The following is a 26,435-nucleotide window of genomic DNA, read 5'->3' as shown; positions in this document are numbered from 1 at the left end:
CTAAAAGCCCGCATTGACGCAGGTTCGTTAGCGACAGATCTTAAAATGCCCCATTAGATGAGGCACTTAAATTTAAACTCTGACTAACCTTTCAAGCGGTTCTCTAAGAACGGGACTAATTCCGTATGTGCATGTTTCAATAGTGCCTCAGTTGAATCCCAATTGATACACGCGTCGGTAATAGATACACCGTATTTCATCTCATTGAGAGGTATATCTGAAGATTGGTTTCCTTCGTTAATATGGCTCTCAATCATCAGGCCGATAATCGACTTATTACCTTCACGAATCTGATGGATGACATCTTCAGCCACCAGCGGTTGACGACGGAAATCTTTACGAGAGTTCGCATGACTACAGTCGACCATTAGTGCCGCCTCTAAGCCAGACTTGCCCAGCTCTTGCTCACATTCGTGTACCGATACTGAATCGTAGTTCGTCTGCTTACCGCCACGTAAAATTACGTGACCATTTGGGTTACCTTGCGTCGTGAGTAGTGCGACTTGACCTTCACGACTGATACCCATGAAACGGTGGCTAGAAGAAGCCGCCTGCATTGCATTGATTGCAGTACCTAGATTGCCATCCGTACCATTTTTAAAGCCGATTGGCATTGAAAGACCACTCGCCATTTCACGGTGAGTTTGTGATTCAGTCGTACGAGCGCCGATTGCTGCCCAGCTGAATGTATCTGCTAGGTATTGCGGACTGATTGGATCTAGCGCTTCCGTCGCTAGTGGGATTTCCATCTCAGCAAGTTCAACAAGTAACTCACGACCAACATGTAAACCATGCTCAATATCGAAAGTGCCGTCTAGATGTGGGTCATTGATCAAGCCTTTCCAACCAACAGTGGTACGAGGCTTCTCAAAGTAAACACGCATTACAATATACAGTTGATCGCTAAGCTGCTCAGATAAAGCTTTTAAGCGTTTCGCGTACTCTTTCGCCGCTTCAATATCATGGATAGAACATGGGCCACATACTACAAGCATGCGATGATCTTTCTTATGAATAATGTTTGCTATAGTTTGACGAGACTCTTGAATGAAACGACGAGCATTATCACTCAAAGGCAGTTTTGCTTTTAACTCCTCAGGAGTAATCAGTACCTGTTCGTCGATGATATTGACATTGCTTAATTCACTTTTCTGCATAACTCAACCTGTATATTTATTTTTACACCCAATATTTCCATTTGGGCTAACAATCTTTAAAAACACAATAACAGCTACAAAAACGATTGCAAGTGTAAACAATAAAAAACATTTGATGTAAATTAAAATTTACACTCTCATTTTAATTCGCTCTAATACACAAACCAGCTTAAACTGCACCTCACACATACAAAAAAGGCGATATTTCTCATATCGCCTTCTTCAAACTTATAGAGTGTTTATTTATCACCCAGCGTTTAACATTCGCTTAATTTGCTCTGAGGCCTCTTTCCATCGACTATCCGAGTGAAGCGTCGATAAATCAAAGCTGTGCTTTTTAAGCAATGAGTTGGCTAAAGGCACCTCTTGAATCGCTAAATGATCAAGAGCCTCAATTTGTGCATCTCGCTTATTACACATCAGCACCATGTCACAGCCAGCATTCAAAGCTGCTTTCGCTCTGTCTGCTGGTCCGCCCATAATGGCCGCGCCTTCCATCGTTAAGTCGTCAGAAAAAACTAAGCCTTTGAATCCAAGCTGCTGCTTCAATACTTTCTGCAGCCAATACAGTGAACCGCTCGCTGGCTGATCATCATAGTGCGAAAAAACCACGTGCGCAGGCATCATCGCATCTAATATTCCAGCTTCAATTTGCGCCTTGAAAATTGCCATGTCGGTTTCAAAGATATCATCTCTAGGATCGTAAGGCGTTTCTAAGTGAGAGTCAGCAATCACACCACCGTGTCCAGGAAAGTGCTTGCCTGTTGTCGCCATACCAACCGACTTCATGCCTTTGATGAAAGCGCTGCTGTGACGAACAATGGTATCAATATCTTCACCAAACGCTCGGCTACCAATCGCTTTACAGTCGTGGCCTTTGTCTAATACTGGCGCAAAGCTCAGATCGATATCATGGGCAATCAATTCCGCCGCCATCAACCAGCCGGCTTGTTCTGCTAACTGCTCACCATCGTTCTTAGTCGCAAATTCTTGAGCTGCAGGGATAATTGAAAAACCATCGCGAAAGCGCTGAACTCGGCCGCCTTCTTGGTCAACGCCAATCAAAATAGGACGTTTCGCTACCTTGCGGATCTCTTTATTTAACGCCGAAAGCTGTTTGCTATCGTGGTAGTTTCGAGCGAATAAGATGAGACCACCAACGGTTGGGTGCTCTAAAATTTCTCTGTCTTCATCTGTCAGTTCGTAGCCCGCGACATCTACCCACAACGGTCCCATATTTATCCCTTATTAAACCTAATTTCATAAACTTCCCGAGATTATTCTCTTTAAATTTGCTTTACAATGTTTTTAAACCAATCTGTGGAAGACTTTAAGAATGCAGTGCAAGAGCTTAGGAATGGATCGTAAAGAACTGTATATCGGTGTGATGTCGGGGACGAGTATGGACGGTGTTGATACGGCCTTGGTTTCGATTGAAGATTCGCGCATCACATTGCTCGCTCATGATGAGTTCCCAATGCCTGATGATCTCAAAGCGCGTCTGCTTGAAGTTTGTATTGGTCAGAAAACGGATTTGATTGCCATTGGCGAACTAGACCACCAGCTTGGTCATCTATTTGCTGATGCGGTTTTGCAACTTCTCGACAAGTCAGGTATGCCTGCATCTTCTGTGACTGCGATTGGTAACCATGGCCAAACAGTATTCCACCAGCCAACCGGTAATTCGCCATTTACCATGCAGTTAGGTGACGCCAATATCATTGCCGCTAAAACACAGATTCAAACGGTTGCTGACTTCAGACGCAAAGACATGGCGCTTGGCGGACAAGGTGCGCCATTAGTACCAGCGTTTCACCATACGATTTTTCACCCGCAAGACAGCTCAGTTGTGGTGTTGAATATTGGTGGTATCTCGAACATTTCAGTACTGCGCCCTAATCATCCTACGCTTGGCTATGATACAGGTCCGGGCAATATGTTGATGGACGCTTGGGTAGATAAACACACGGGTGAGAAGTTTGACCGTGATGCGCAGTTCGCACTTAAAGGCCAACTAAACCAAGCCTTACTCGAACAGCTATTGAACGAATCTTATCTATCTCAAATGCCACCAAAAAGTACTGGTAGAGAACTGTTCAACCTACCTTGGCTAGAGCAACAATTAACAGAATTTAAAGACCTTGCAGCAGAAGATGTTCAGCGCACACTTTGTGAATACACCGCATTGACGATAGCCAATGAAGTTGAGGCTTATCGCTTGGGTAACCAACCTGCGCTGTACGTATGTGGCGGCGGGACGAGAAATCCATTGTTGATGAAGAGACTGTCTGAACTACTTCCTAGCTGGGAGGTTGAGTCGACCACCAGTAAAGGCGTTGATGCCGATTATATGGAAGCCATGGCCTTTGCGTGGCTTGCTCAACGTCATGTTCATCAACTGCCAAGCAATTTACCAGAAGTGACTGGCGCAAGCAGAGCGGCCTCTCTAGGCGTTCTATATCGTGCAGATTAACTTGATAGCCGTGATAACTTAGTAACAATACTGACTTCACGGTGCTGACTAAACCATTTTAGAACCATCATTTTAGAATCACCATTTAAGGACCATTATGAGTAACGACGCTCTCATATCAGCGCTCTCGCACCTCGTTTCGGAGGGGAGAAACCCTGATACTATGGATATTGATCTGCTCACCTCTCTCGAAGTGGTTGAAAAGATTAACCAACAAGACAAACAAGTGCCTCTGGCGATTGAAGCGGAACTGCCGCAGATCGCGAAAGCGGTTGATAAAATTGCTCATGCCTTTCAAAACGGTGGTCGACTGATTTATATGGGCGCAGGCACCAGTGGTAGATTGGGTGTGTTAGACGCATCAGAATGCCCACCGACTTTCGGTGTTTCAGACAAAATGGTTATCGGCCTAATTGCAGGTGGACCAGAGGCGATTTTAAAAGCCAAAGAAGGCTCAGAAGACTCGCTGACTCTCGGTATTGAAGATCTGAAAGCGATTCAATTTTCAGAAAATGATGTCGTGGTGGGTATAGCTGCCAGTGGTCGCACACCTTACGTAATTGGTGCACTCAATTATGCCAACCAGCTTGGCGCGGTGACGGTTGCGCTGTCTTGTAACCCTGATTCTCCAATTGCTGAAATCGCTCAAATCGCAATTAGCCCGGTGGTTGGCCCAGAAGCATTGACTGGTTCAACACGACTCAAATCAGGTACAGCACAAAAGCTGGTGCTAAATATGCTAACGACTGCCAGCATGATTCGTATCGGTAAGAGCTACCAAAATCTGATGGTCGACGTAAAAGCGACCAATGAAAAGTTGGTTGCCCGCGCTGCTCGTATCGTTATCCAAGCAACTGAGTGCGACAAAGCACTGGCAGTATCGACACTTAAAACGACTAATTACGATGTGAAGTTATCGATTCTGATAATTCTAACAGGCCTAGATTTAGAATTGGCCAAGGCGCAGCTTGAGCAACAAAATGGCTTCTTGAGAAAGGCCGTCGAGAATAATCAGTAATCAGCTTCTGTTACTCTCGCTACAAACAAAAAGACCAGTACACATGCGGTACTGGTCTTTTTAGTTCTAATTTGTTATCGCTAGCTTGGGCTTAATAGTCGTTTGAGAACTCATCCCAGCCACGTTGCCATTCCATACGGAAACGTTGAGCGTCTTCCGTACCAGAACACACGCCTTCATACACCTGACCAGATAAACCAATCTGATAAGCATGGTTTGGATTACAATATTCCGTCACACCTAAATGGTAACCTTCTGTATAGCTAGCTTGATCGACTCCGCCAAGCTCGGCCATATCTGAATAAGAACGCTGAGTGTGGCCTTTGATACCATCACGATAGCCAATCTCTTGCCAATTGCCTTCGGCTGCTAAATCTTGAACATTGGCGCTGCATCCTGCAAGGCTAAATGCCACGGCGAATAGTGCGATTATTTTTTTCATTTCAATCCTTTATATTGTTACTTCATCACTTCCTGACGAAGCGCTACCTTTGTGGCGATTCTCCGCTGAACACTGACTGATGTCCACTTATGTCTGTTATCTGCCGTTGATATTTATTGATTACCGCTTAAAGCTGATAAGTCACCACTAACTAGAAGCATGACACTTCTCAACACCAGTAACCAACCGCTCCGCAAAGGTCACAAACCACTAAACCGGTTATAACACCACTTAATTAGCTATTCGACCACTCACTCCAGTAGGGGAAGTTTCTTCTCATACACTCCTTTAATATACACCCTGACTTAATTAATACATTCAGGGATAACAAATTATGATGTGGTTTCTTACCTGTGTTGCAGCACTCATTGGTGGCTACTTTATTTACGGTGCCTTTATCGAAAAGATTTTCGGTGTCAATGAAAAGCGTCAAACACCCGCTCACACCAAGCAAGACGGCGTGGACTACGTTCCAATGTCAACACCAAAGGTTTACCTAGTTCAGCTGCTTAACATTGCAGGTGTAGGTCCAATCTTCGGCCCTATCATGGGTGCCCTTTACGGCCCAGCAGCAATGCTTTGGATCGTGCTAGGTTGTATCTTCGCAGGTGCCGTACACGACTACTTCTCAGGTATGTTATCTATCCGCAATGGTGGCGCTTCGGTTCCAACCATCACTGGACGTTACCTAGGCAATGGCGCAAAACACTTTATGAACATCTTTGCCATTGTTCTACTGCTTCTTGTTGGTGTGGTATTCGTATCAGCTCCTGCTGGCATGATCACTAACCTAGTCAACGACCAAACTGATTTCGTAATGTCTACGAGCACCATGGTTGTCATCATCTTTGCTTACTACATCATCGCAACGATTGTCCCTGTCGATAAAATCATTGGTCGCTTCTACCCACTGTTCGGTGCACTACTTATCTTTATGTCTGTAGGCCTAATCACTGCGATTGGTCTTTCTGACGAGCACCAAATCATGGGTGGCTTCGAGATGAAAGACATGTTCACCAACATGAACCCGAATGACCTACCACTTTGGCCTGCTCTATTCATCACTATCGCATGTGGTGCTATTTCTGGCTTCCACGCAACTCAGTCTCCTTTGATGGCGCGTTGTATGGAAAACGAGAAGAACGGTCGCTTCGTATTCTACGGTGCAATGATTGGTGAAGGCATCATCGCTCTAATCTGGTGTGCACTTGCTCTATCATTTTTCGGTTCTGTTGAGTCTTTGTCTGACGCGATTGCAAACGGCGGCCCAGGTAACGTGGTATACAGCGCTTCATTTGGCCTACTGGGTGTATTTGGCGGTATCCTTGCTTTCCTTGGCGTGGTTATCCTACCTATCACTTCAGGTGACACTGCGTTCCGTTCAAGCCGTCTTATCCTTGCTGAATACTTCAACATGGAACAGAAAACACTGCGTAACCGCCTACTGATGGCTCTACCACTGTTCGTTATCGGTGGTATCCTGACTCAAGTAGATTTCGGTATCATCTGGCGTTACTTCGGTTTTGCTAACCAATCAACAGCAGTAATGATGCTATGGACAGCTTCGGCTTACCTACTTCGTCACAATAAACTGCACTGGGTAACAACGGTTCCAGCTGTGTTCATGACATCTGTGTGTATCACATTCATCCTGAACAACAGTCAGCTAGGCTTCGGTCTGCCAATGCAACTTTCAACCATCATCGGCGTGGTGAGTGCATTCGGAATTGCAGCTTACGTTATCAAAATTTCAAAAGGCAAAGGCGATATCGACCTTGCTGATGACGAATCAGAAAAGGAAGCAAAGCCCGTAACAAAAACAGCTTAGTTTTCCCCGAAACATTCTCACTCTTCATAGAAAGAGGAGAATAAGAAAGCCAAAAACACTTCGCTTGTTCCCGTAATCACCCAGTGATTCGTGGAAATTAAGACTAAAGCCCGTCCTCTGTGATGGGCTTTACTGTATCTCAGCATTGAAAAACAATCGTCGCTCGATATAACCAACGAAAACACAAGCAAAGCTACCTTTCAGCCTCAATGAGCTTTACACTTAGCAAGCATCTCAATTGGTGAAAATATGGAACTCATTCTCTCTCTGCTGCAACAAACCTGTGTCTACTTAGTGATTGCTTACATGCTCAGTAAGACCCCACTGATTCTCCCTTTGTTAAGTATATCTTCGCGCTTGAGTCATAAAGTCAGCTGTTACGTTCTGTTTTCCCTGTTCTGTATTATGGGCACCTATTTTGGGCTGCAGATTAATGACGCCATAGCCAACACTCGCGCGATGGGTGCGGTAATGGGAGGTCTGTTTGGCGGTCCTGTCGTTGGTTTTTCCGTCGGCTTTACTGGCGGTATTCACCGTTACTCATTAGGCGGCTTCACAGACTTAGCTTGTGCGATTTCAACCACCGCAGAGGGCTTGATTGGTGGCCTATTGCATGTTTACTTAGTCAGAAAGAACAAAGCCAGCCAACTGTTTAATCCGTTGGTGGTTTTCTCGGTAACCCTGTTTGCAGAGATCATTCAGATGCTAATTCTGTTAGCGGTCGCGAAACCATTCGAGCAGTCCTATGCTCTGGTTTCTGATATTGCCGCGCCAATGATCATTGCTAACTCGGTCGGTGCGGCGCTGTTCATGAGCATCATCCAAGATCGGAAAACCATCTTCGAGAAGTATTCGGCAACTTTCTCACGCCGCGCATTAACCATCGCCGAGCGTTCAGTGGGTATTTTGCATGGAGGATTCAATTCGGATAATGCGCAAAAAATCGTGCGGATCATTTACGAAGAGACCAACGTTGGTGCGGTGGCGATCACCGACCGAGAAAAAATCCTCGCATTCATCGGCATTGGTGATGAACATCATATTCCGAATACCCCTATTTCATCGCAGAGCACGCTCACTTCGATGGAACAGAACGACATCATCTACCTTGACGGCAAAGAGAATCCATACCAATGCTCCCTTTCGCAAGATTGTAAGTTAGGCTCAGCGCTAATTATCCCGTTAAGAGCAGGAAACGAAGTCATCGGAACCATCAAACTGTATGAGCCAAAGCTAAAGCTGTTCTCGACCATCAACATGTCGATGGGCGAAGGCATCGCTCAGCTATTGTCGAGCCAGATATTGTTTAGTAATTATCAGCAACAGCAAACGCTGCTCACCCAAGCGGAAATCAAACTGCTGCATGCACAGGTGAATCCTCACTTCCTGTTTAATGCACTCAACACCATCAGTGCAGTTACACGCCGTGACCCTGATAAAGCACGAGAACTAATTCAGCATCTCTCTCACTTCTTTAGAAGTAATCTGAAGCAGAACATCAATACAGTGAAACTCAAAGACGAACTGGCGCACGTCAATGCGTACCTAACTATTGAAAAAGCACGTTTTACTGACCGATTAGAAGTTGAATGGGATATCGACCCACAACTGTATGAGTCGCAACTGCCAAGCTTTACCCTACAACCGCTAGTAGAAAATGCCATCAAACATGGGATTTCTAACATGCTGGAAGGCGGAAAAGTGAAGATCTATAGCGAGGCTTTCGTGGGTGGATTCAAGTTAATCGTTGAAGACAATGCTGGTAATTATCAGAAGCCATCCCAAGATCACGTTGGATTAGGCATGGAGATTGTTGATAAACGACTCACTAATTTCTTTGGACAAGATTCAGCACTAAAAATAGAATCTCAACCACAGCAATTTACTCGAATGAGCTTTATCATACCTATACTGAAATAAAGGCATTTTCGGAGACGAATCACTCCGAGTTGAAACATTTAGAAGCAGACATTTAAAAGAAAAGCGTGAAACAAGCAGGGATAGAACCAAAATGAAGATTGTAGGATGTTAAAGGCATTAGTTGTCGATGATGAGCTTTTTGCTCGCGAAGAGCTGATTGAACTACTCACTGAAACCGGACAAGTAGAAATCATTGGCCAAGCGAGTAACGCGATCGAAGGACTGAAACAGATCAATCTGCTCAAGCCTGATGTGGTGTATTTGGATATCCAAATGCCGCAGGTTACCGGAATTGAACTGTTAAGCATGCTTGATCCAGACACCATGCCCTACGTGGTATTCGTCACCGCCTACGACCAATATGCGATTCAAGCATTTGAAGACAATGCCTTTGACTACCTACTCAAGCCAGTTGAACCTTGTCGATTAAATAAGAGTGTTTGTCGTCTGAATAAAGTCATCAAACAAAACCAAAAAGCGCCAGAACAAGATATATCTGCGATCGCTCCCTGCCACTTAGAGCAGATCCCGTGTATCGGCCACAACCGTATTGTGATCATGGCGAGCCAAACGGTCGAGTGCGCCTATTCAGATATCAGTGGTGTACATGTTCGTAGCTCCTCACAAACGGCGACCTCACAGTTGACGTTAAAGATCCTAGAAGAAAAGACCGATTTGATCCGCTGTCATCGACAGTATTTGATCAACATAAAATCGATCCAAGAGATCAAACTGTTAGAGAATGGATTAGCCGAGATCATCACACTGACCGGCTTTGAAGTTCCTGTAAGTCGTCGTTACTTAAAGGCTTTAAAAGAGCAACTCGGTCTCCAGTAACCCCATAAATTTCGACTTTTTTCCAAAGCACGATCAAAAAAGCCAACGTATCAACGTTGGCTTTCTGCTGTTTACAAATCAATACTGTTTGCAAATCGATACTGTTTGCGAATCGATAGAGTTACGAATCGATCTTGTCACCAATCCATAGAGACTAGTCGACTTGCTTAATCTGCAGCTCTTTTGGCACTTCGAAGAACATGTTCTCTTCACGACCTTGAATCTCTTCAACATCAGTCGCACCTAGCTCACGAATACGATCTAAGATTTGGTTTACTAGCTCTTCAGGCGCTGAAGCACCCGCTGTTACACCGATTTTCTTTTTACCTTCAACCCACTCGGTTTGAATGTCTTCAGGGCAGTCTGTTAGATAACCTGGCGTGCCTAGCTTCTCAGCCAGCTCTTTTAGACGAGTTGAGTTAGATGAGTTCTTAGAACCAACCACAATCACGACATCAACATCACCGGCCATCTCACGAATAGCGTCCTGACGGTTTTGAGTCGCGTAGCAGATGTCGTCTTTACGTGGGCCTTGGATCTCAGGGAACACTCGACGCAGCTCTTCAATCACATCTGCGGTTTCATCAACTGACAACGTGGTTTGGCTGACGTAATGTAAATTACTCGGGTCGTTCACGACTAAGTTCTGTACATCTTCTGGTCTTTCAACCAAGTACATACCGCCAGTTTGGCTAGCGTACTGACCCATAGTGCCTTCCACTTCAGGGTGACCCGCGTGACCAATCAGAACCACTTCCATATGTTTGCGGCTCGCTCGAGCAACCTCCATATGAACTTTAGTCACCAAAGGACACGTTGCATCAAATACAGTCAGTTCGCGCTCTTTTGCTTCTTTACGAACGGCTTGAGATACACCGTGAGCAGAGAAAATTACGATGTTGTCGTCTGGCACTTCACTTAGCTCTTCGACAAAAATAGCACCACGCTGCTTGAGCCCCTCAACAACAAAGCGGTTGTGTACCACTTCATGGCGAACATAGATCGGTGGCTGATACATTTCGAGTGCACGCTCTACGATGCTGATCGCACGATCGACACCGGCACAAAAGCCACGAGGGTTAGCTAACATTATTTTCATTTCATTGCTCATCATTTACCGCGGTACTAAGGTTGTTTCTATAGAGTTCGCTGTCAGCGAGGTTCGCATTCTACAGTGAAGCGCCGAGACAGTGAAGCTTCGGGTGACATCACAGCTGTAAGGCTATCTTGTTCTAGCGTGAAGACAGCTATTCTATCGTTATTCCACCGCTAAGATGTTGACGTCAAACGTAACGTCTTGGCCTGCTAATGGGTGATTAAAATCAACCGTCACTGAATCACCCGCGATCTCAGTGATAATACCTGGAATTTCCATACCGTCAGGACCAGAGAAAGCCATAATAGTGCCAACCTCGACTTCAGAATCGCCAACAAACTTAGCACGATCCATATGATGAATATGATCTGGGTTTGGCATACCAAACGCGTCTTCCGCCTTCAATTCGATAGACTTTTCAGTCCCCGTTTCAAGGCCAATCAGACACTGTTCAAAGTTCTCACTTAGGCTGCCATCACCCATCACGAACTTTGCAGGCTTACCCATATTTTCGGTGCTATCGGCAACTGAACCATCCTTCATTTTAATCGTAAAATGTAGAGTTACTGCTGAATCATTTTTAATTGCTGCCACGTTACTTTCCTTAGATTTCTTTATTATTTGAGAATGCATTTTGCTTTGCTCTCATATTAGTTGCAGCATAAAAAAAAGCGCCGTCGGAATCAACCGACAGCGCTTAGGGCTATTCTATTCTGTGAGTCATAGGCTGACTTTAGGACAATCTATTACAAAGCGATTTGCTTGATACTCATTAATGTCTGAGTAGTCTATTGGCTTTCATCTTTCTTACGGAAACCATCTAAGATGATCATCGCGGCGCCGATACAGATTCCCATATCCGCTAGGTTAAATGCAGGCCAGTGGTAAGTACCCCAATAGAAGTCTAAGTAATCGACGACAAAGCCATGTACAACACGGTCGAACACGTTACCAACAGCGCCACCAATGATGATCGCATAAGCAATGTTGTTCCACTTATCTGTTGCTGGTAGCTTGCTCATCCAGTACGTCAGCATCCCCGTTACCGCAAATGCGATACCAGTAAATAACCAGCGCTGCCAACCACTTTGATCACTCAAGAAGCTAAATGCTGCACCGTAGTTATGCACGTACAAAAAGTTAAAGAATGGCAACACCTCAATGCGGTTTGCCCAGCCATAACCCATGTTGTCCATAACAAAGAGTTTGATACCGATATCAGCAAGGAAGACCAGTAGGGCCAACCATAACCAACGCACACCAGATTGTTTTAACGAAACTTCACTCATTTCTATTCCTAGTATTTACGAAGTTGGTATTCACTGTTACTCAATTTAAGTGACCTTGATTACCAAACTTGGCTAAACACATTTCCTATAATTAAAAATAACCCCAGTTGGTACTGGGGCTATGATTTTTACAAAAAGTTCAGTATTTCTCTGAGTCGTTATGCGTACTTACGCACTTCGCCTTCACCGTCGATGTTCGACACACAACGACCACAAACTTTCTCGTGGCCTTCAATTGTGCCTACATCTGGAGTGTGGTGCCAGCAACGGTCACACTTCTCAGCTTCAGTTGCTGCAACTTCAACGTACAGACCTTCAACGTCTGTCGCTTGAGCTGTATCAGACTTATCGCTAAGTGGTTTAACAACCGCAGCAGAAGTAATAAGTACGAAACGTAGCTCATCTTCTAGCTTGTTGATTTTAGCCGCTAGTGCATCGTCAGCGTATAGAGTAACTTCAGCCTGCAGAGCGCCACCGATTGTTTTCTCTTTACGAGCATCTTCAAGAAGCTTGTTCACTGCGCCACGAACTGACTGGATTTCAGTCCAGAATTCGTTGCTTAGATCTTCGTCGTCAGCAAGACCAAATAGGCCTTCGAACCACTCGCCTGTGAATACAAACGTGTCGCGCTCGCCAGGCATCTCGTTCCAGATTTCATCTGCAGTGAACGACATGATAGGCGCCATCCAACGAACTAGAGCTTCTACGATGTAGTAAAGCGCCGTTTGACAGCTACGTTGAGCATGGCTGCCCTGTTTCGCTGTGTACTGACGGTCTTTAATTACGTCTAGGTAGAAAGAACCCATTTCGATAGAACAGAACTGCATTAGACGTTGAGTTACACCGTGAGTGTTGTACTCACCGTATGCTTTAACGATCTCTTCTTGTGCAGCTTGAGCACGGCCAACAGCCCAGCGATCAAGTGCTACCATTTCTTCAGCAGGCACTAGGTCAGTTTCAGGGTTGAAACCGTTCAAGTTCGCTAGGAAGAAACGAGCCGTGTTACGAATACGACGGTAAGCATCAGCAGAACGCTTAAGAATCTCGTCAGAAACCGCAACTTCGTTAGTGTAATCCGTAGAAGCAACCCATAGACGTAGAATATCTGCGCCTAGCTTGTTGGTTACATCTTTAGGAGCAACAACGTTACCGATAGATTTAGACATCTTACGGCCGTTACCATCAACCACGAAACCGTGCGTTAGCACTTGCTTGTATGGTGCTTCGTCTTTCATCGCGATAGATGAAATCAAAGAAGACTGGAACCAGCCACGGTGTTGGTCAGAACCTTCAAGGTAAAGATCAGCACTGTGCGTTCTTTCTTCATTCGGGAAGTTGTACTCTTCACGAGAGTCAACAACAGAGAAGTGCGTTACACCTGAGTCGAACCATACGTCTAGCGTATCAAGTACTTTCTCGTACTTGTCAGCGTCTTCAGCACCCATCAGTTCAGCAGCATCTACATCCCACCAAGCTTGAATGCCTTTTTCTTCCACAAGCTTCGCTACTTTTTCAATAAGCGCTGGGCTATCTGGGTGAAGTTCTGATGTTTCTTTATGAACAAACAGAGCAATTGGCACACCCCAAGTACGTTGACGAGAGATACACCACTCAGGGCGACCTTCGATCATACCTTCGATACGGCTTTGACCCCATTCTGGCATCCATTCAACACTCTTCGTTGACTCTAGTGCTTTTGCACGTAGGCCAGCTTGATCCATAGAGATGAACCATTGTGGTGTTGCACGGAAGATGATTGGAGTTTTGTGTCTCCAACAGTGTGGGTAGCTGTGCTCGTAAGCGTGGTGATGCAGTAGTGCACCCTTCTCTTTTAGAACTTCTAAAACAGAGTCGTTCGCTTTGAATACGTGCTGACCAGCAAATAGCTCAGTATCTGGCAGGTAAACGCCGTTAGAACCTACTGGGTTAGCAATTTCTAGGTTGTACTTCTTACCAACCACGAAATCCTCTTGACCGTGACCAGGAGCGGTATGAACCACACCAGTACCAGAGTCCGTTGTAACGTGGTCGCCAAGAACAGCAGGAACCGTAAAGTTGTAGAACGGGTGGTTGAATTGAGAAAGCTCAAGATCAGCACCAGTAGCAAAACCAAGGTTATGGAAGTGCTCGATACCCGCACGATCCATTACGTCTTTTGCTAGTTCAGAAGCAACAACGATACGTTGAGCAGGCTGTTCGCCATTCGCTTCAACTTGGATAAGTACGTATTCAAGATCATCACGTAGACATACTGCGCGGTTAGCCGGCAGAGTCCATGGTGTTGTCGTCCAAATAACGATAGAGATTTCGCCCTGACCCGCGTGACCTTCCGCTAGAGTAAATTTCTCTAGTAGAGCCGCTTCGTCAGCTGCTGTAAATTTCACATCGATAGATGGAGACACTTTATCTTTATATTCAACTTCAGCTTCAGCCAAAGCAGAGCCACAGTCAGTACACCAGTGAACTGGTTTGAAACCTTTAAGAAGGTGACCTTTGTCTGCGATTTTGCCTAGAGAACGAATGATGTTCGCTTCAGTTCCAAAATCCATAGTGCGGTAAGGTTTATCCCACTCGCCCATGATACCAAGACGTTTGAAGCTCTCTTTCTGACCTTCAACTTGGCCCGCAGCGTACTTACGACACTCTTCGCGGAATTCTGCCGCTGAAATCTTCTGACCAGGCTTACCTTTCTTCTTCTCAACCATCAACTCGATTGGAAGACCGTGACAGTCCCAACCAGGGATGTACGGTGCATCAAAACCAGAAAGGGTCTTAGATTTGATAATAATGTCTTTAAGAATCTTGTTCAGCGCGTGGCCAATGTGAATGTCGCCGTTCGCGTATGGAGGGCCATCATGCAGTACGAAAGATTTTTTACCTTTCTTTGCCTTACGGATCTCACCGTAAAGGTCTTCTTTGTACCAACGCTTAAGCATTTCTGGTTCACGATTTGCCAGATTGCCACGCATTGGGAACCCTGTTTCTGGTAAGTTCAGGGTATCTTTATAATCACTCATCGATTCTTAATTCCGTTATATTGGGCGAAGTTAGACATTATGTTAATCGGTGGAATTATCCGACTAATTCTTTAGCTGAAGCAGCCACACCCTTGCGGCTTCAGCATCCAATTCTATTTGATTCTTTAATGCGTCGAACGACTCAAACTTTATCTCGTCGCGCAGTTTGTGCAAAAGTCGCACTTCTAACTGTTTACCATATAAATTGGCTTTAAAGTCAAAAAAATGTACTTCTAATTGCTGCCTTACACCATTAACTGTTGGTCGTTGTCCAATATTAGCAACACCACCGACAGGAACACCGTCGATATCTAATGCTTCAACAACATACACTCCCGACACAGGAGAAACACAACGTTTTAATGGAATATTAGCGGTAGGGAAACCGATAGTTCTCCCTAGTTTACGACCATGAGAAACACGACCACTGATACTGTAGTCACGCCCAAGCATGGTAGCACTAGAAGCCAAGTCATTGGCCGCTAACGCATTTCGTATCTCAGTGCTGCTTACTCGTAATTGGTTTAAGCAATAGCTTTGGGTGCTCACCACCTCAAAACCATATTTTTCGCCCGCTTCTTTAAGCATAGCGAAATTACCTGTTCGGCCTTTGCCAAAGCAAAAGTCGTCACCAACCACCAAGAATTTCACACCAAGCTTATCAACCAAAAGATCCTTAATGAACGCTTCCGCAGACAAGCTTGCAAAATACTGATTGAAATTCACACACAATAAACGACTAATCTCTAGCTTGCTCAATTGCACGTACTTATCTCGTAAGCGAGTTAAACGCGCTGGCGCTCGACCTTTAGCAAACAACTCCATAGGTTGCGGTTCAAACGTCATGACAACAGAAGGGAGTCCCAGTGCTGTAGCTTGTTTAGAAACCTGACTCAGAACCTCTTGATGCCCTAAATGAACACCATCGAAGTTACCTATGGTTAATACACAGCCATGATGCTGTGCTTTAATATTGTGTATACCTCGGATCAGTTCCATTGTGATCAGCTAAAACCTGTTATTTGCATCATTTATTGTGTGAAACCGACGGATTATATACTAATCAGTATTAATCTGTCGCTGCTTTTAAATGTTTTACTCGGATACCTAAAACCAGTACCGACACAATATAAGCAAAGCCACCAAGTGCGATCAACCCTGTTAGCGTCAACGCTCTTTGGTTGAAGCTCCAATCAAGCCACAGCTGCATATTGTCTAGTTGCCATAAAATCACGCCAACCATCACAGTTCCAGATACTAATAATTTAAGGCTAAACAACAATGTAGTCTTGGTTAAACGATAAACACCCGCTATATGCAGACCACGATAAAGTAGAGTCATATTCACGAACGCAGATAACGCCGTTGCGATTGCCAAACCAACATAACCATAGAAATAAGCGAAGATCGCGTTGAACACCATGTTAGTGACCATCGCAATGATGCCGTACTTCACAGGGGTTTTAGTATCTTGACGTGAGTAATAGCCCGGAGCCAACACTTTAATCAACATGAAGTTAAGCAAGCCTGAAGCGTATGCCACCAAAGACATGGAAGCCTGCTGTACATCATGTGGTGAAAACTCGCCACGCATGAAGAGCACCATCAGCATAGGCTTGGCTAAAACAATAAGACCTAACATAGCAGGAATACCTAGCAATAAAACCATGCGCACGCCCCAGTCCACTGTATGAGCAAACCCTTCCCCTTGAGCGTCTACGTGTTTACGCGACAAAGCAGGAAGAATAACCGTCGCAATAGCAATACCAAACAAACCGAGTGGGAATTCCAATAATCGATCCGAATAATATAGCCAACTGATAGAGCCGGTTGCTAGAAAGCTGGCAATGAAGGTATCGAACAACAAGTTGATTTGGCTCACTGACACACCAAACAAGGCAGGGATCATTAGCGTGCGGATCTTAACTACACCGGGATCTCTCCACCCCCACTTCGGTTTAACCAACACACCCGCTTTAATCAAGAAAGGCATTTGGAAAAGGAACTGGACTAAACCACCAAGAAACACACCGATGGCCAAGCCAATTTCGGGTTGTTCTAAATTAGGAGAGATAAACCATGCTGAACCTATGATCATTACGTTCAGGAACACAGGGGTAAATGACGAAACCGCAAATTTGCCCATGGTATTGAGGATTGCACCAGATAAAGCAACAAAGGTGATAAACCATAAATAAGGAAAGGTAATCTTGAGCATAAAGCTCGCCAGCTCAAATTTTGGTGCTGCTGGGCCATCATTTAACCAATCGATAAACCAACCTGCGCCAAACATCGCAGTGATGACACCCGAGCCCAACACCCCGATAACGGTGACGATAGAAACTAGTACCCCGAGCGTGCCCGATACTTTGGCAATTAAATCTCGAGTCTTATCTTTATCACCTGCAGCGTGATATTCTGTTAATACAGGAACAAACGCTTGAGAAAAGGCACCTTCTGCGAAAAGTCGACGTAAGAAATTAGGGATTTTATTAGCGAAGAAAAATACGTCGGCACTCGCTCCTGCTCCCATCAAATTTGCTACTACTACATCACGTACTAGCCCCAATACGCGGGAAACAAAAGTCATTGCACTGACAATCAGGCCTGACTTTAATAGTCGTTTACTCACACAAACCTCTGACACTGGTTGATTACTTTCAAGCGAGGATAAATACTATCCTGTCCTAAGAAGCATATTTATTAGCATTGGTCTAAAAATGCTGTTAGAATCCCCGCCATCTTAACCGCGATGACCTTTCCATACCAAAGTTTGTTTGGCTACGATTGGTTTTTGCACAAATCATTTGACAATTAGGCGCCTATGAGGGATAGTCCTCGCCCTTAAATTGTCACCGAACTAAGTTTTTGGGAGTTAGACCTTGGCAAACAGTAAATCTGCTAAGAAGCGCGCTATCCAAGCTGAGAAACGTCGCCAGCACAATGCTAGCCGTCGTTCTATGATGCGCACTTACATGAAAAAAACTATTGCAGCTATTGAAGCTGGCAATAAAGAAGCTGCAACTGCTGCTCTTGTAGAAGTTACACCTCTTCTAGACCGCATGGCGACTAAAGGCCTTATTCATAAGAATAAAGCTGCACGTCATAAGTCTCGTTTCGCTGCTGCAATCAAAGCTCTTTAATAGAAATTTGATTACAACGCAAAACGAAAAAAACCGGCCTCGGCCGGTTTTTTTATATCTAAATTTTGAGTAACACAGAGATTTTTCTTGCTGAGCGTTACTTGGTTTACTTAAAGATATGCGGTTTGCTGATAGGCACTAACGTTCGACATGAAATACTGACACTTCCTTGTGTCGACCCTACCCCTGGTAAGAAATCACTTCCCCCACCAGCAATAAACTACTTGCAGTACATACCATGCAGTAGGTTAATCATCGCTTTTACTTCTTCACTGCTCAATGTGTAATACACTGTTTGAGCTTCTTTGCGAGTTTCGACCAAACCATCTCTTCTCAACCAAGCAAGATGTTGAGATAAAGCAGATTGACTCAATTCCAACTTGCCACACAACTCCCCAACCGACAGCTCAGTACCATGCAATAGGCACAGAATCTGTAAGCGACGCTCATTGGCCATGGCTTTGAGTAGAATCACAGCTTGTGCTGAATTCTTCTCCATCTCTTTTAAGTTCATAGTTTGGCTCCATACAACCTTTACGCCAAGTCCGGGTTATCTGTATTTCCGGCAGATTATGAAGTCATGATAATCGATATCAATTCATTAACAAACAAGCTCACTCGAACAATTTGCTAAAATCTGCGTCACATACATTTTTTACTGCTGGATGTTGGATCATCCTCTCAGCAAATATGACGTAGTACTCCTCTTTTAACTCCTCGATTCCCCCCAACAATTGCAATGACGTATCTTCCTCAACCTCTGACATATATAGCGTAGGCGCTAAGAAAATAGCGTCGTGGTGGTAACGAGCGAAAGCCTTCATCAATGCCGCGTCATCAAACTCACCCAAAATATCAGGCTTAAGTCCTTGTCTATCAAACCATTGCAGTACTTTACGCCCCATCGAAGTTCGACTTCCTGGGATTAACAGTTTCTTTTGTTCTAATACAGCAGGAAAGTTAACACCTTCCACATTACCTGAACTGAAAAAGCTCATACCACTCTCACCCAACTTTTTACTAAACAGGCCTGGGCTTTGGCTAGAATCCACCGGGCAGTCTGACAAAATCATATCGAGCTTATGCTGAGAAAGTTGTTCAAGTAGCATTTCATGAGTCGATTCAAAGCAGCGTAAATGAATGCTGTTATCGGGTGGGATTGTCGACATCAATATCTTGCTGACTAATCTTTTGGACAGTGCATCCGCGACGCCAACATCAAACAGAATATTGGAGTGCTGGCTATAATTCACGATATCCAGCATCTCGTAACTCAGGCCAAACATACGATCGGCATATTTAAAGACCAACTGCCCAAGCTCTGTCGGCTCAACACTGCGACCATTACGCTTAGTTAGCTTGCCGTCCATACGCTCTTCTAAGGCTTTTATCTGACCAGTTACCGTTTGTGGTGTTAGGAATAGGGCTTCTGCAGCTTTAGTAACAGAGCCTTGCTTGCAAACCATCCAGAAGTAATAAAGGTGGTTATAGTTGAGATGCGACATAAATGTGCCGTAAAAAAAGAGAAGATAACCTGTTATATCAAATATGCCCTCCCCACTCAACAAACTCGGAAAAACCACACCTAACTATCAATTACTACTTATTTTTACGAAGTGTCTAATTTCATAATGTAATATTTCAACGATTATTTTCAATTTTTCTCTAACTTTTAAGATCTATATCACCTATCAAAAACACGAACAAAAAACTTTAAAAACAACAAGTTAAACCACCACCATTTCAAGACCAAATATTTAAAGAGCAAATCATCACAAAAAAGTCTCACCTAAACCAAAATGTAATATTACTGAAATATTTGTTCTCTAACATCACGCTCAGATTAAACAAACAGACCAAACACAGACTAAAACGGTCCAATGGAGAAAACATTATGAACCAAGCTACTACTGCAGCAGCGCCTATCTCGAGCACAACTCGTTGGCTACGCTGGGCTAACTTGGCATTCATGCTTTACCTACTATTACTTTCAGTTTCAATGGTTGGTACAGGCTTCAAATGGGCAACAGGCGAGCAAGCAAAAGTTCTTTTCGAATTTGCTTCACATCCAGTTGCAGGCTTAATGATTGGTTTAGTGGCAACAGCCCTTATTCAATCATCAAGTACAGTTACTTCAATTATCGTTGGCCTTGTGGCAGGTGGTTTACCTGTTGAGCTAGCAATCCCTATGATCATGGGTGCAAACATTGGTACTACAGTAACCAATACGCTAGTTAGCCTTGGTCATGTTCGTTGTAAAGATGAGTTCAAACGTGCATTCGCAAGTGCGACGATTCACGATTTCTTTAACCTATTAGCCGTTGCTATCTTCCTACCACTAGAGATGGCGTTTGGTATTCTAGAGAAAATTTCTCACTGGTTAGTATCACCGATGCTAGCAACAGGTGATATGAGCATGGGTGGTCTTAACTTCATCAAGCCAATCACTAAGCCTGTTGTAAGTGCGATTAAAGAGCCACTATCAACGTTTGGCGACACTGTTGGTGGGGTTATGCTTATCGTTCTAGGTATCGCGACTATCTTCGTAGCTATCACGGTAATGGGTAAGCTAATGAAGAGCCTAATGGTTGGCCGTGCTCGTGAGATTCTAAAGAACGCAATCGGTCGTGGTCCTATCCACGGTATCGCTTCTGGCTCTATCGTGACTATCCTTGTTCAGTCTTCTTCAACGACAACAAGCTTGATGGTTCCACTAGTTGGTTCAGGTGTTCTTAAAGTACGTGACGTTTACCCATTCACTTTAGGTGCAAACATCGGTACGTGTATTACCGCGCTATTAGCAGCGACAGCAGTATCTGGTGAGTTCGCAGTATTCGCACTACAGATTGCTCTAGTACACTTGGTGTTCAACATCATGGCAACGGTATTCATCTTTGGTATTCCGTTCCTACGTGAACTGCCAGTGAAAGCAGCTGATATCATTTCAGACATGGCAGTGAAAAACAAAGCTGTAGTAGCTGGTTATCTTGTTGCGGTATTCCTTGTACTGCCTGGTAGCGTGTTAGCACTGACAGCTTAATAGCAAAACAAACATCGCTTATAGCAAAGCCCGCAACCTCCTAGGTTGCAGGCTTTTTCTTTTCTGAAAGGCAGATGTGGGAAACAAAAAGAAGATTGGAGTAGCGAGTGACAAGTTGAAAGCAAATACAGGATCCGAGTGAACGAGTAACGAAAAGCCCGTTTTACTCGCACCTATATATCCCCGTCATATTCCCTACAGCGAGGCACGAGCGTGATAGGGAATATCACAAACACACCACGAAAGAGATTCCCTACTCCCTCCTTCGTCAGTCTAGGGAGTGACGACATCTCATGCTCTTCGCATCTCGATTACTCGTCACTACAACTTGGATACAAAAAAGACTGCACAGTGGCAGCCTTTCGATCAAACAAAGCGGATTAGATTAAACCGAGAATGGGTACTTAATCGCTTCGTGGCATTCGTAGCCTTCAACCCAGAAGTCATCCATCGTCACCCATGTTTCCAAATCTTCTAGGGACTTAATTTCAGGATTGATATGGAATGTAGGGCCAGCTAGAGGCTCACGCTTCAACTGGATATCACGCATAGGTGCGAGTTGATCTTCGTAGATATGTGCGTTAACAAGCTTGTGATAAGCCACGCCCGCTTTCTTGCCTGTGATTTGCGCCATGATAGCGAGGAACACATACACTTGAACCATGTTGAAGTTCAGGCCTAGTGGTACATCGCAAGAGCGCTGAGTGCTGTTTAGGTACAGAGTATCACCAAGTAGAGAGAAGTGATGGCTGTACATACACGGACGCAAACAACCCATGTGGAACTCACCAGGGTTATAGAAGTTTAAGATTTCGCCGCGGTCATCAATACCGTTTGTTAGATCATCAACAATCTTCTTCAGTTGGTCGATATGACCGCCGTCAGGTTTTGCCCATGCACGTCCTTGAACACCGTAAACTCGGCCCATGTCGTCTTCACCCTTGCGGTAAGGGTTGTTCAGCCATGCTTCGTTCAGATTCGAGTTCGCATCCCAAGTTTTAGTCCCTAGCTTACGAAAATCTTCAGCATTATCGTAACCACGGATATAGCCAAGCAATTCAGCAACTGCCGCTTTCCAAAAGCTTTTACGCGTTGTTACCAGTGGGAATTGGTTATTACCGACATCATATTCAAGGTCAGCATTGATCACAGTTAGGCAGCGCTTACCCGTGCGTTCATTTTCAATCCAAGTACCGTCATCAACGATACGCTGACAGAGATCTAAATACTGTTTCACACCAATTCCTTACTTCGTTTGTTGTGGTAATTCATCTTTGTAGTGGCCACGCTTGTATGCCCACACCATCATCAACACACCGATGATAACCATTGGCAGTGACAAAATTTGTCCCATAGAGATAAATCCACCGAACAAACCTAGGTGAGCATCAGGTTCACGTACGTATTCTACTAAGAAGCGGAATGTACCATATCCTGCCAGGAATAACCCTGACACAGAACCAAGAGGTCGTGGCTTTTTGATAAACCAGTTCAAGATGAAGAACAACACAATGCCTTCAAGCGCCATCTCGTAAAGTTGAGATGGATGACGAGGAAGTGGACCACCATTCGGGAATACGATTGCCCATGGCACATCAGTCACACGGCCCCAAAGCTCGCTGTTCATGAAGTTACCTAAACGACCCATACCTAAACCAAATGGCACCAATGGCGCGATCATGTCTGCAACACCAAAGAAGGTTCGACCGTTCTTTTTCGCATACCAGAACATAGCCGTAATTACACCAAGTAAGCCACCGTGGAAAGACATACCGCCAGTCCATACCTTAAAGAGGTAAAGTGGATCTGCTAGGAAAAGGTCAAAGTTGTAGAAAAGCACGTAGCCAATACGACCACCCAGTACCACACCTAAAAAGCCAGCAAACAGTAAGTCTGATACTTGCTCTCGAGTCCAACCACTATCTGGTTGATCCGCTCGGCGATTTGCTAACCAAAGAGCAAACATAAAACCAACAAGGTACATTAGGCCGTACCAACGAACTGAGATTGGTCCTAGTTCAATAAGAACAGGATCGATATTTGGGAATTCGATAAAACCCTGAGACATACTTGGCTCTCTATCTAAATTGATTAACGGTTAGCTCAATAGCTAACAGAAAGACACTACAGCAGCATTGTGGCTGCTATAAACATTAAAAATACCGCAAAGAATTTCTTTAGCACAGAGGTTGGTAATTGAGTGGCCAGTTTCGCCCCCACTCGAGTGGTCAACACTGAGGTACAAGATATCGCAATCAAAGCCGGCAGATAAACATAACCTAAGCTATACGCAGGAAGATCATCGACAGAAGATCCATGCCAAATGAAGCCTAGCATTCCTGAAATCGCAATAACACAACCGCATACCGAAGATGAGCCGACGGCTTTACGCATTTCCACACCGTGATGGTTAAGGAAAGGTACCGACAAAGATCCACCGCCAATGCCCGCTAAACTTGATACCAAACCAATACCGCCACCACACAGCACGGTTTTAGCTGAACCCGGCATCGACTTTTGGCTCTTAGAGCGAATAGACAACAGCATTTGCAACGCCAATACCAAGACAATCACACCAAAGACTTTTGGTAAGTATTGAGCTGGAATCACATCGGCCACGAAAGAACCTAGGAAGCCACCTATCACGACACCTGGTATCAACCATTTAACGACAAACATCTCTACATTACCCAATTTTAAATGGTTAATCGCAGACGATCCCGACGTAACGATGATGGTTGATAACGAGGTAGCCAATGCCATTTGCATCGCAAACTCTTGAGGGATACCCGCTTTAGGAAGCAAAAAGAGTAAGGCAGGAACCACCAGCAAACCACCACCAATGCCCAGCAAGCCAGCTAAAACACCAACAATAGCACCAAGGCCTGCTAGCAAGCCTATCAGTTCATATGACACGTTAAATCCTATTTTTTACCCGCTCGAATGAAGCCTGTAAATTCACGCTCTTCGAAATAGTTGAGCATCATACTATAGATGTCACTTCCATACGGTTTTGATAGCGCCTCATTTGCCAAATCTTGCAGTTCACTAAGCTTAGATTGACGAATCAAATACTTAGTCCTTGCGACATTTGAGGTGTTCATACTTAACGTCTCATACCCTAACCCAATCAAGAGCAATGCACCCATTGGATCACCCGCGAGCTCTCCACATATACACACAGGCAATTGATATTGCTTACAAGTATCATGGATGTGTTTCAATGCCATGATCACAGCAGGGTGCATGGATTCATAGACATCAGAGACGCGGGAATTGTTCCGGTCAACCGCCAATAAATATTGAGTTAAGTCATTGGTGCCCACCGAAACGAAATCAACTTTATCCGCAATAAGCGGAAGAAGGTAAAGCATTGATGGCACTTCAATCATGATGCCGATACGCGGCATACGAACTCGACTGTCGAGTTCATGCACTTCATCGTAGGCTTGCTCGATAAGTTGAACAGTATCATCCAGTTCTTGAGTGCTAGAGATCATCGGCAACAAGATACTCAAGTTCTGGCTATCACAACTCGCACGTAACATCGCACGTAACTGAATAATAAAGATGTCGGGGTGATCAAGGGTAAAACGAATACCACGCCAACCAAGGAATGGATTATCTTCTTCTATTGGGAAGTAAGGTAACGCCTTATCTCCACCAATATCCAAGGTTCGCATCACCACTTGCTTCTCAGGGTAACTCGCAAGCACAGAACGATACTGTTTGAATTGTTCGTCCTCTGACGGAAACCTTTGCTGCAACAAGAAAGAAATTTCGGTTCGATACAGACCAACCCCATCAACCCCTTGGTTGATAGCGATGTTAGTGTCTGCACTCAAACCCGCATTAAGCAGAATCTCGACTTGCTTGTCGTCTTTCGTTTTTGCCGGTAAGTACAGTTCTCGATTGACCATAGAGGAGAGCTCACTCTCTTCTAGAATCAGCCCCCGATACTCTTTGAGCAGGTTTTTAGTCGGCTCAATAAAGATCTCGCCGCTATACCCGTCAACAATCGCTTGCTTACCATTAGCTTGCGAAAGATTAAGGTTAACTCCCATAACAGAAGGAATACCCAAAGCTCGAGATAAAATCGCTGCGTGCGAGTTCGCCGCCCCTTCCAAGGAAATAACCGCTAATAGTTTTTCTTTCAGAATAGACGCTAATACAGAGGCCGTTAACTCACGAACCACCAAAATAATCGGTTTATCTAACGTACGAAGTTCATGTTCAGAATTGTGGAGGAAATAGAGCAGTCTTTGACCAAGCTCTCGGACATCTTGCGCTCTCTCCCGAAGGTACACATCTGACATACGAGCAAAACGGTTAGAGTAACTCTCAACAACCTGTCTCAATGCCCAATCGGCTTTATCGCCTTTCTGAATTTGGCTCTTGAGATCCTTACGTAACATGGGATCGTTGAGTAAGTGAGTAAACAGATCAAAGATCGCCAACGCGTCTTTATTGATTTCACTGTCTAAACGCTTTCGCATTCGCTTGAAATCATTGAGAGCATTTTCGACAGCGACTGCCAACAGCTCATGCTCCCTTTCAACATTGAGCGTCGAAGCAGGGTAAACATCGGTGAGTTCAGGCTGAGTGTTGTCCCACCATAAGTCACCAATCGCCACACCCGATGAAGCTGCAATACCTTTGGTCGCAGGTAGCTTCTGTTGCTCTAACAGCCAATGGCCTTGAGTTTGGGCATGCGCCACAATAACCGCAAGCTGTGCTGAGAGTGTAACAAGGAAGGATTCTTCCATCTCACTGAATAAACGGGGGGACTTCTGTTGAATGACTAATACGCCAAGCACTTGCTTGCGATAGATAATCGGAGTGCCGAGAAAAGAGTGATAAACCTTTTCTCCAAGCTCTGGAAAAAACTTATAAGCAGGGTGAGCAGACGCTTGTGCAAGGTTGATCGGTTCAGCACTTCTTTTAACAAGGCCAACCAAACCTTCGTCAAAACCAATGTGAATGCTATTGCCTTTGAAGATCAGGCCTTGAGTTGCCATCAACTCAAGACGCTGCATATCATTATTTGCCAAATACACGGTGCAACATTCCGTCTGCATCGCGCTGCATGTCTCTTTAACCAAAATATCAAGAGCCGTCGACACATCTTCAACTCTTGATACGTGTTCAACTATTTCCCTTAGTTGGCTGAGCATG

The 26,435-nt window shown here is 44.6% G+C and carries 22 protein-coding genes; 7 read left to right on the top strand and 15 right to left on the bottom strand.

Annotation, left to right across the window (positions count from 1 at the left end):
- Nucleotides 1-83: 83 nt before the first annotated feature.
- Together OCV30_RS02995 and nagZ are read right to left on the bottom strand one after the other, a co-directional pair.
- Complete coding sequence (locus OCV30_RS02995) at nucleotides 84-1,157, bottom strand: 3-deoxy-7-phosphoheptulonate synthase (protein WP_017059354.1); 1,074 nt, start codon at nucleotides 1,155-1,157, stop codon at nucleotides 84-86.
- 246 nt (nucleotides 1,158-1,403) lie between these two features.
- Entirely contained in the window at nucleotides 1,404-2,393 is a 990-nt protein-coding gene (nagZ, locus tag OCV30_RS02990) for a beta-N-acetylhexosaminidase (protein WP_065680296.1), read from the bottom strand.
- A gap of 121 nt (nucleotides 2,394-2,514) precedes the next feature.
- Here nagZ and OCV30_RS02985 point away from each other — a divergent pair, with 121 nt between their 5' ends.
- Both OCV30_RS02985 and murQ read left to right on the top strand, forming a co-directional pair.
- Nucleotides 2,515-3,630 carry an anhydro-N-acetylmuramic acid kinase gene (locus OCV30_RS02985; protein ID WP_065680297.1) on the top strand — a complete coding sequence of 372 codons (1,116 nt, stop codon included), beginning with the start codon at nucleotides 2,515-2,517 and terminating at the stop codon, nucleotides 3,628-3,630.
- A 97-nt stretch (nucleotides 3,631-3,727) separates the two neighbouring features.
- Nucleotides 3,728-4,648: an N-acetylmuramic acid 6-phosphate etherase gene (murQ, locus tag OCV30_RS02980; RefSeq protein WP_065680298.1), complete on the top strand. Its 921-nt coding sequence runs from the start codon at nucleotides 3,728-3,730 to the stop codon at nucleotides 4,646-4,648.
- A 91-nt stretch (nucleotides 4,649-4,739) separates the two neighbouring features.
- On the opposite strand, the gene OCV30_RS02975 is transcribed toward murQ, so the two are convergent.
- Entirely contained in the window at nucleotides 4,740-5,090 is a 351-nt protein-coding gene (locus OCV30_RS02975) for a DUF2799 domain-containing protein (RefSeq protein WP_009848451.1), read from the bottom strand.
- A 334-nt stretch (nucleotides 5,091-5,424) separates the two neighbouring features.
- Here OCV30_RS02975 and OCV30_RS02970 point away from each other — a divergent pair, with 334 nt between their 5' ends.
- The 3 genes from OCV30_RS02970 to btsR all read left to right on the top strand — a co-directional run bounded on the left by OCV30_RS02970 (nucleotide 5,425) and on the right by btsR (nucleotide 9,675).
- Entirely contained in the window at nucleotides 5,425-6,918 is a 1,494-nt protein-coding gene (locus OCV30_RS02970) for a carbon starvation CstA family protein (protein ID WP_065680299.1), read from the top strand.
- 249 nt (nucleotides 6,919-7,167) lie between these two features.
- A complete protein-coding gene (locus OCV30_RS02965; protein ID WP_065680300.1) occupies nucleotides 7,168-8,838 on the top strand; it encodes a sensor histidine kinase in 1,671 nt (556 codons plus the stop codon).
- A gap of 105 nt (nucleotides 8,839-8,943) precedes the next feature.
- Nucleotides 8,944-9,675 carry a two-component system response regulator BtsR gene (btsR, locus tag OCV30_RS02960; RefSeq protein WP_065680301.1) on the top strand — a complete coding sequence of 244 codons (732 nt, stop codon included), beginning with the start codon at nucleotides 8,944-8,946 and terminating at the stop codon, nucleotides 9,673-9,675.
- Between the two features lie 154 nt (nucleotides 9,676-9,829).
- Here btsR and ispH read toward each other — a convergent pair whose 3' ends face one another.
- From ispH to murJ, 6 genes are all read right to left on the bottom strand, one after another.
- Entirely contained in the window at nucleotides 9,830-10,786 is a 957-nt protein-coding gene (ispH, locus tag OCV30_RS02955) for a 4-hydroxy-3-methylbut-2-enyl diphosphate reductase (RefSeq protein WP_065680346.1), read from the bottom strand.
- A gap of 147 nt (nucleotides 10,787-10,933) precedes the next feature.
- Complete coding sequence (fkpB, locus tag OCV30_RS02950; protein ID WP_135382465.1) at nucleotides 10,934-11,365, bottom strand: FKBP-type peptidyl-prolyl cis-trans isomerase; 432 nt, start codon at nucleotides 11,363-11,365, stop codon at nucleotides 10,934-10,936.
- 194 nt (nucleotides 11,366-11,559) lie between these two features.
- On the bottom strand, nucleotides 11,560-12,060 hold the full coding sequence (lspA, locus tag OCV30_RS02945; RefSeq protein ID WP_009848445.1) for a signal peptidase II: 501 nt from the start codon (nucleotides 12,058-12,060) through the stop codon (nucleotides 11,560-11,562).
- A gap of 158 nt (nucleotides 12,061-12,218) precedes the next feature.
- The gene (ileS, locus tag OCV30_RS02940) at nucleotides 12,219-15,077 is read right to left on the bottom strand and encodes an isoleucine--tRNA ligase (RefSeq protein ID WP_065680303.1); all 2,859 of its coding nucleotides are present in this window, start codon (nucleotides 15,075-15,077) and stop codon (nucleotides 12,219-12,221) included.
- A gap of 63 nt (nucleotides 15,078-15,140) precedes the next feature.
- Nucleotides 15,141-16,076 carry a bifunctional riboflavin kinase/FAD synthetase gene (gene ribF, locus OCV30_RS02935; protein ID WP_012603275.1) on the bottom strand — a complete coding sequence of 312 codons (936 nt, stop codon included), beginning with the start codon at nucleotides 16,074-16,076 and terminating at the stop codon, nucleotides 15,141-15,143.
- Nucleotides 16,077-16,146: 70 nt separating this feature from the next.
- Nucleotides 16,147-17,709, bottom strand: a complete 1,563-nt coding sequence (gene murJ, locus OCV30_RS02930; RefSeq protein ID WP_065680304.1) for a murein biosynthesis integral membrane protein MurJ — start codon at nucleotides 17,707-17,709, stop codon at nucleotides 16,147-16,149.
- Between the two features lie 250 nt (nucleotides 17,710-17,959).
- On the opposite strand from murJ, the gene rpsT reads away from it, so the two are divergent.
- Nucleotides 17,960-18,220, top strand: a complete 261-nt coding sequence (gene rpsT / locus OCV30_RS02925; protein ID WP_012603273.1) for a 30S ribosomal protein S20 — start codon at nucleotides 17,960-17,962, stop codon at nucleotides 18,218-18,220.
- A 220-nt stretch (nucleotides 18,221-18,440) separates the two neighbouring features.
- Here rpsT and OCV30_RS02920 read toward each other — a convergent pair whose 3' ends face one another.
- Both OCV30_RS02920 and nhaR read right to left on the bottom strand, forming a co-directional pair.
- The gene (locus tag OCV30_RS02920) at nucleotides 18,441-18,734 is read right to left on the bottom strand and encodes an ArsR/SmtB family transcription factor (RefSeq protein WP_009848443.1); all 294 of its coding nucleotides are present in this window, start codon (nucleotides 18,732-18,734) and stop codon (nucleotides 18,441-18,443) included.
- Nucleotides 18,735-18,834: 100 nt separating this feature from the next.
- Nucleotides 18,835-19,725 carry a transcriptional activator NhaR gene (gene nhaR / locus OCV30_RS02915; protein ID WP_009848442.1) on the bottom strand — a complete coding sequence of 297 codons (891 nt, stop codon included), beginning with the start codon at nucleotides 19,723-19,725 and terminating at the stop codon, nucleotides 18,835-18,837.
- 389 nt (nucleotides 19,726-20,114) lie between these two features.
- On the opposite strand from nhaR, the gene OCV30_RS02910 reads away from it, so the two are divergent.
- Complete coding sequence (locus tag OCV30_RS02910; protein WP_017102996.1) at nucleotides 20,115-21,260, top strand: Na/Pi symporter; 1,146 nt, start codon at nucleotides 20,115-20,117, stop codon at nucleotides 21,258-21,260.
- 385 nt (nucleotides 21,261-21,645) lie between these two features.
- Here OCV30_RS02910 and OCV30_RS02905 read toward each other — a convergent pair whose 3' ends face one another.
- Genes OCV30_RS02905 through ptsP form a run of 4 tightly spaced genes read right to left on the bottom strand, consistent with a single transcriptional unit; the run spans nucleotide 21,646 to nucleotide 26,434 of the window.
- Nucleotides 21,646-22,497: a thymidylate synthase gene (locus OCV30_RS02905; protein ID WP_017056122.1), complete on the bottom strand. Its 852-nt coding sequence runs from the start codon at nucleotides 22,495-22,497 to the stop codon at nucleotides 21,646-21,648.
- Between the two features lie 9 nt (nucleotides 22,498-22,506).
- Nucleotides 22,507-23,328, bottom strand: a complete 822-nt coding sequence (gene lgt / locus OCV30_RS02900; RefSeq protein ID WP_010434825.1) for a prolipoprotein diacylglyceryl transferase — start codon at nucleotides 23,326-23,328, stop codon at nucleotides 22,507-22,509.
- 56 nt (nucleotides 23,329-23,384) lie between these two features.
- Nucleotides 23,385-24,176, bottom strand: coding sequence for a sulfite exporter TauE/SafE family protein (locus tag OCV30_RS02895; RefSeq protein WP_065680305.1), 792 nt, complete (start codon nucleotides 24,174-24,176; stop codon nucleotides 23,385-23,387).
- An 8-nt stretch (nucleotides 24,177-24,184) separates the two neighbouring features.
- Nucleotides 24,185-26,434, bottom strand: coding sequence for a phosphoenolpyruvate--protein phosphotransferase (ptsP, locus tag OCV30_RS02890; protein ID WP_065680306.1), 2,250 nt, complete (start codon nucleotides 26,432-26,434; stop codon nucleotides 24,185-24,187).
- Nucleotide 26,435 lies beyond the last annotated feature (1 nt).

This window comes from Vibrio atlanticus (assembly GCF_024347315.1).
Lineage (GTDB): Bacteria > Pseudomonadota > Gammaproteobacteria > Enterobacterales > Vibrionaceae > Vibrio > Vibrio atlanticus.
Note: the sequence above shows the minus strand (reverse complement) of the source record. Positions and strands in the feature narration are given on the sequence as shown.

Excerpts from the sequence above, each read along its gene's own strand:
- OCV30_RS02995 (WP_017059354.1), bottom strand. The coding sequence starts at position 1,157 with ATGCAGAAAAGTGAATTAAGCAATGTCAATATCATCGACGAACAGGTA.
- nagZ (WP_065680296.1), bottom strand. The coding sequence starts at position 2,393 with ATGGGACCGTTGTGGGTAGATGTCGCGGGCTACGAACTGACAGATGAA.
- OCV30_RS02985 (WP_065680297.1), top strand. The coding sequence starts at position 2,515 with ATGGATCGTAAAGAACTGTATATCGGTGTGATGTCGGGGACGAGTATG.
- murQ (WP_065680298.1), top strand. The coding sequence starts at position 3,728 with ATGAGTAACGACGCTCTCATATCAGCGCTCTCGCACCTCGTTTCGGAG.
- OCV30_RS02975 (WP_009848451.1), bottom strand. The coding sequence starts at position 5,090 with ATGAAAAAAATAATCGCACTATTCGCCGTGGCATTTAGCCTTGCAGGA.
- OCV30_RS02970 (WP_065680299.1), top strand. The coding sequence starts at position 5,425 with ATGATGTGGTTTCTTACCTGTGTTGCAGCACTCATTGGTGGCTACTTT.
- OCV30_RS02965 (WP_065680300.1), top strand. The coding sequence starts at position 7,168 with ATGGAACTCATTCTCTCTCTGCTGCAACAAACCTGTGTCTACTTAGTG.
- btsR (WP_065680301.1), top strand. The coding sequence starts at position 8,944 with ATGTTAAAGGCATTAGTTGTCGATGATGAGCTTTTTGCTCGCGAAGAG.
- ispH (WP_065680346.1), bottom strand. The coding sequence starts at position 10,786 with ATGAGCAATGAAATGAAAATAATGTTAGCTAACCCTCGTGGCTTTTGT.
- lspA (WP_009848445.1), bottom strand. The coding sequence starts at position 12,060 with ATGAGTGAAGTTTCGTTAAAACAATCTGGTGTGCGTTGGTTATGGTTG.
- ileS (WP_065680303.1), bottom strand. The coding sequence starts at position 15,077 with ATGAGTGATTATAAAGATACCCTGAACTTACCAGAAACAGGGTTCCCA.
- ribF (WP_012603275.1), bottom strand. The coding sequence starts at position 16,076 with ATGGAACTGATCCGAGGTATACACAATATTAAAGCACAGCATCATGGC.
- OCV30_RS02920 (WP_009848443.1), bottom strand. The coding sequence starts at position 18,734 with ATGAACTTAAAAGAGATGGAGAAGAATTCAGCACAAGCTGTGATTCTA.
- nhaR (WP_009848442.1), bottom strand. The coding sequence starts at position 19,725 with ATGTCGCATCTCAACTATAACCACCTTTATTACTTCTGGATGGTTTGC.
- OCV30_RS02910 (WP_017102996.1), top strand. The coding sequence starts at position 20,115 with ATGAACCAAGCTACTACTGCAGCAGCGCCTATCTCGAGCACAACTCGT.
- lgt (WP_010434825.1), bottom strand. The coding sequence starts at position 23,328 with ATGTCTCAGGGTTTTATCGAATTCCCAAATATCGATCCTGTTCTTATT.
- ptsP (WP_065680306.1), bottom strand. The coding sequence starts at position 26,434 with ATGCTCAGCCAACTAAGGGAAATAGTTGAACACGTATCAAGAGTTGAA.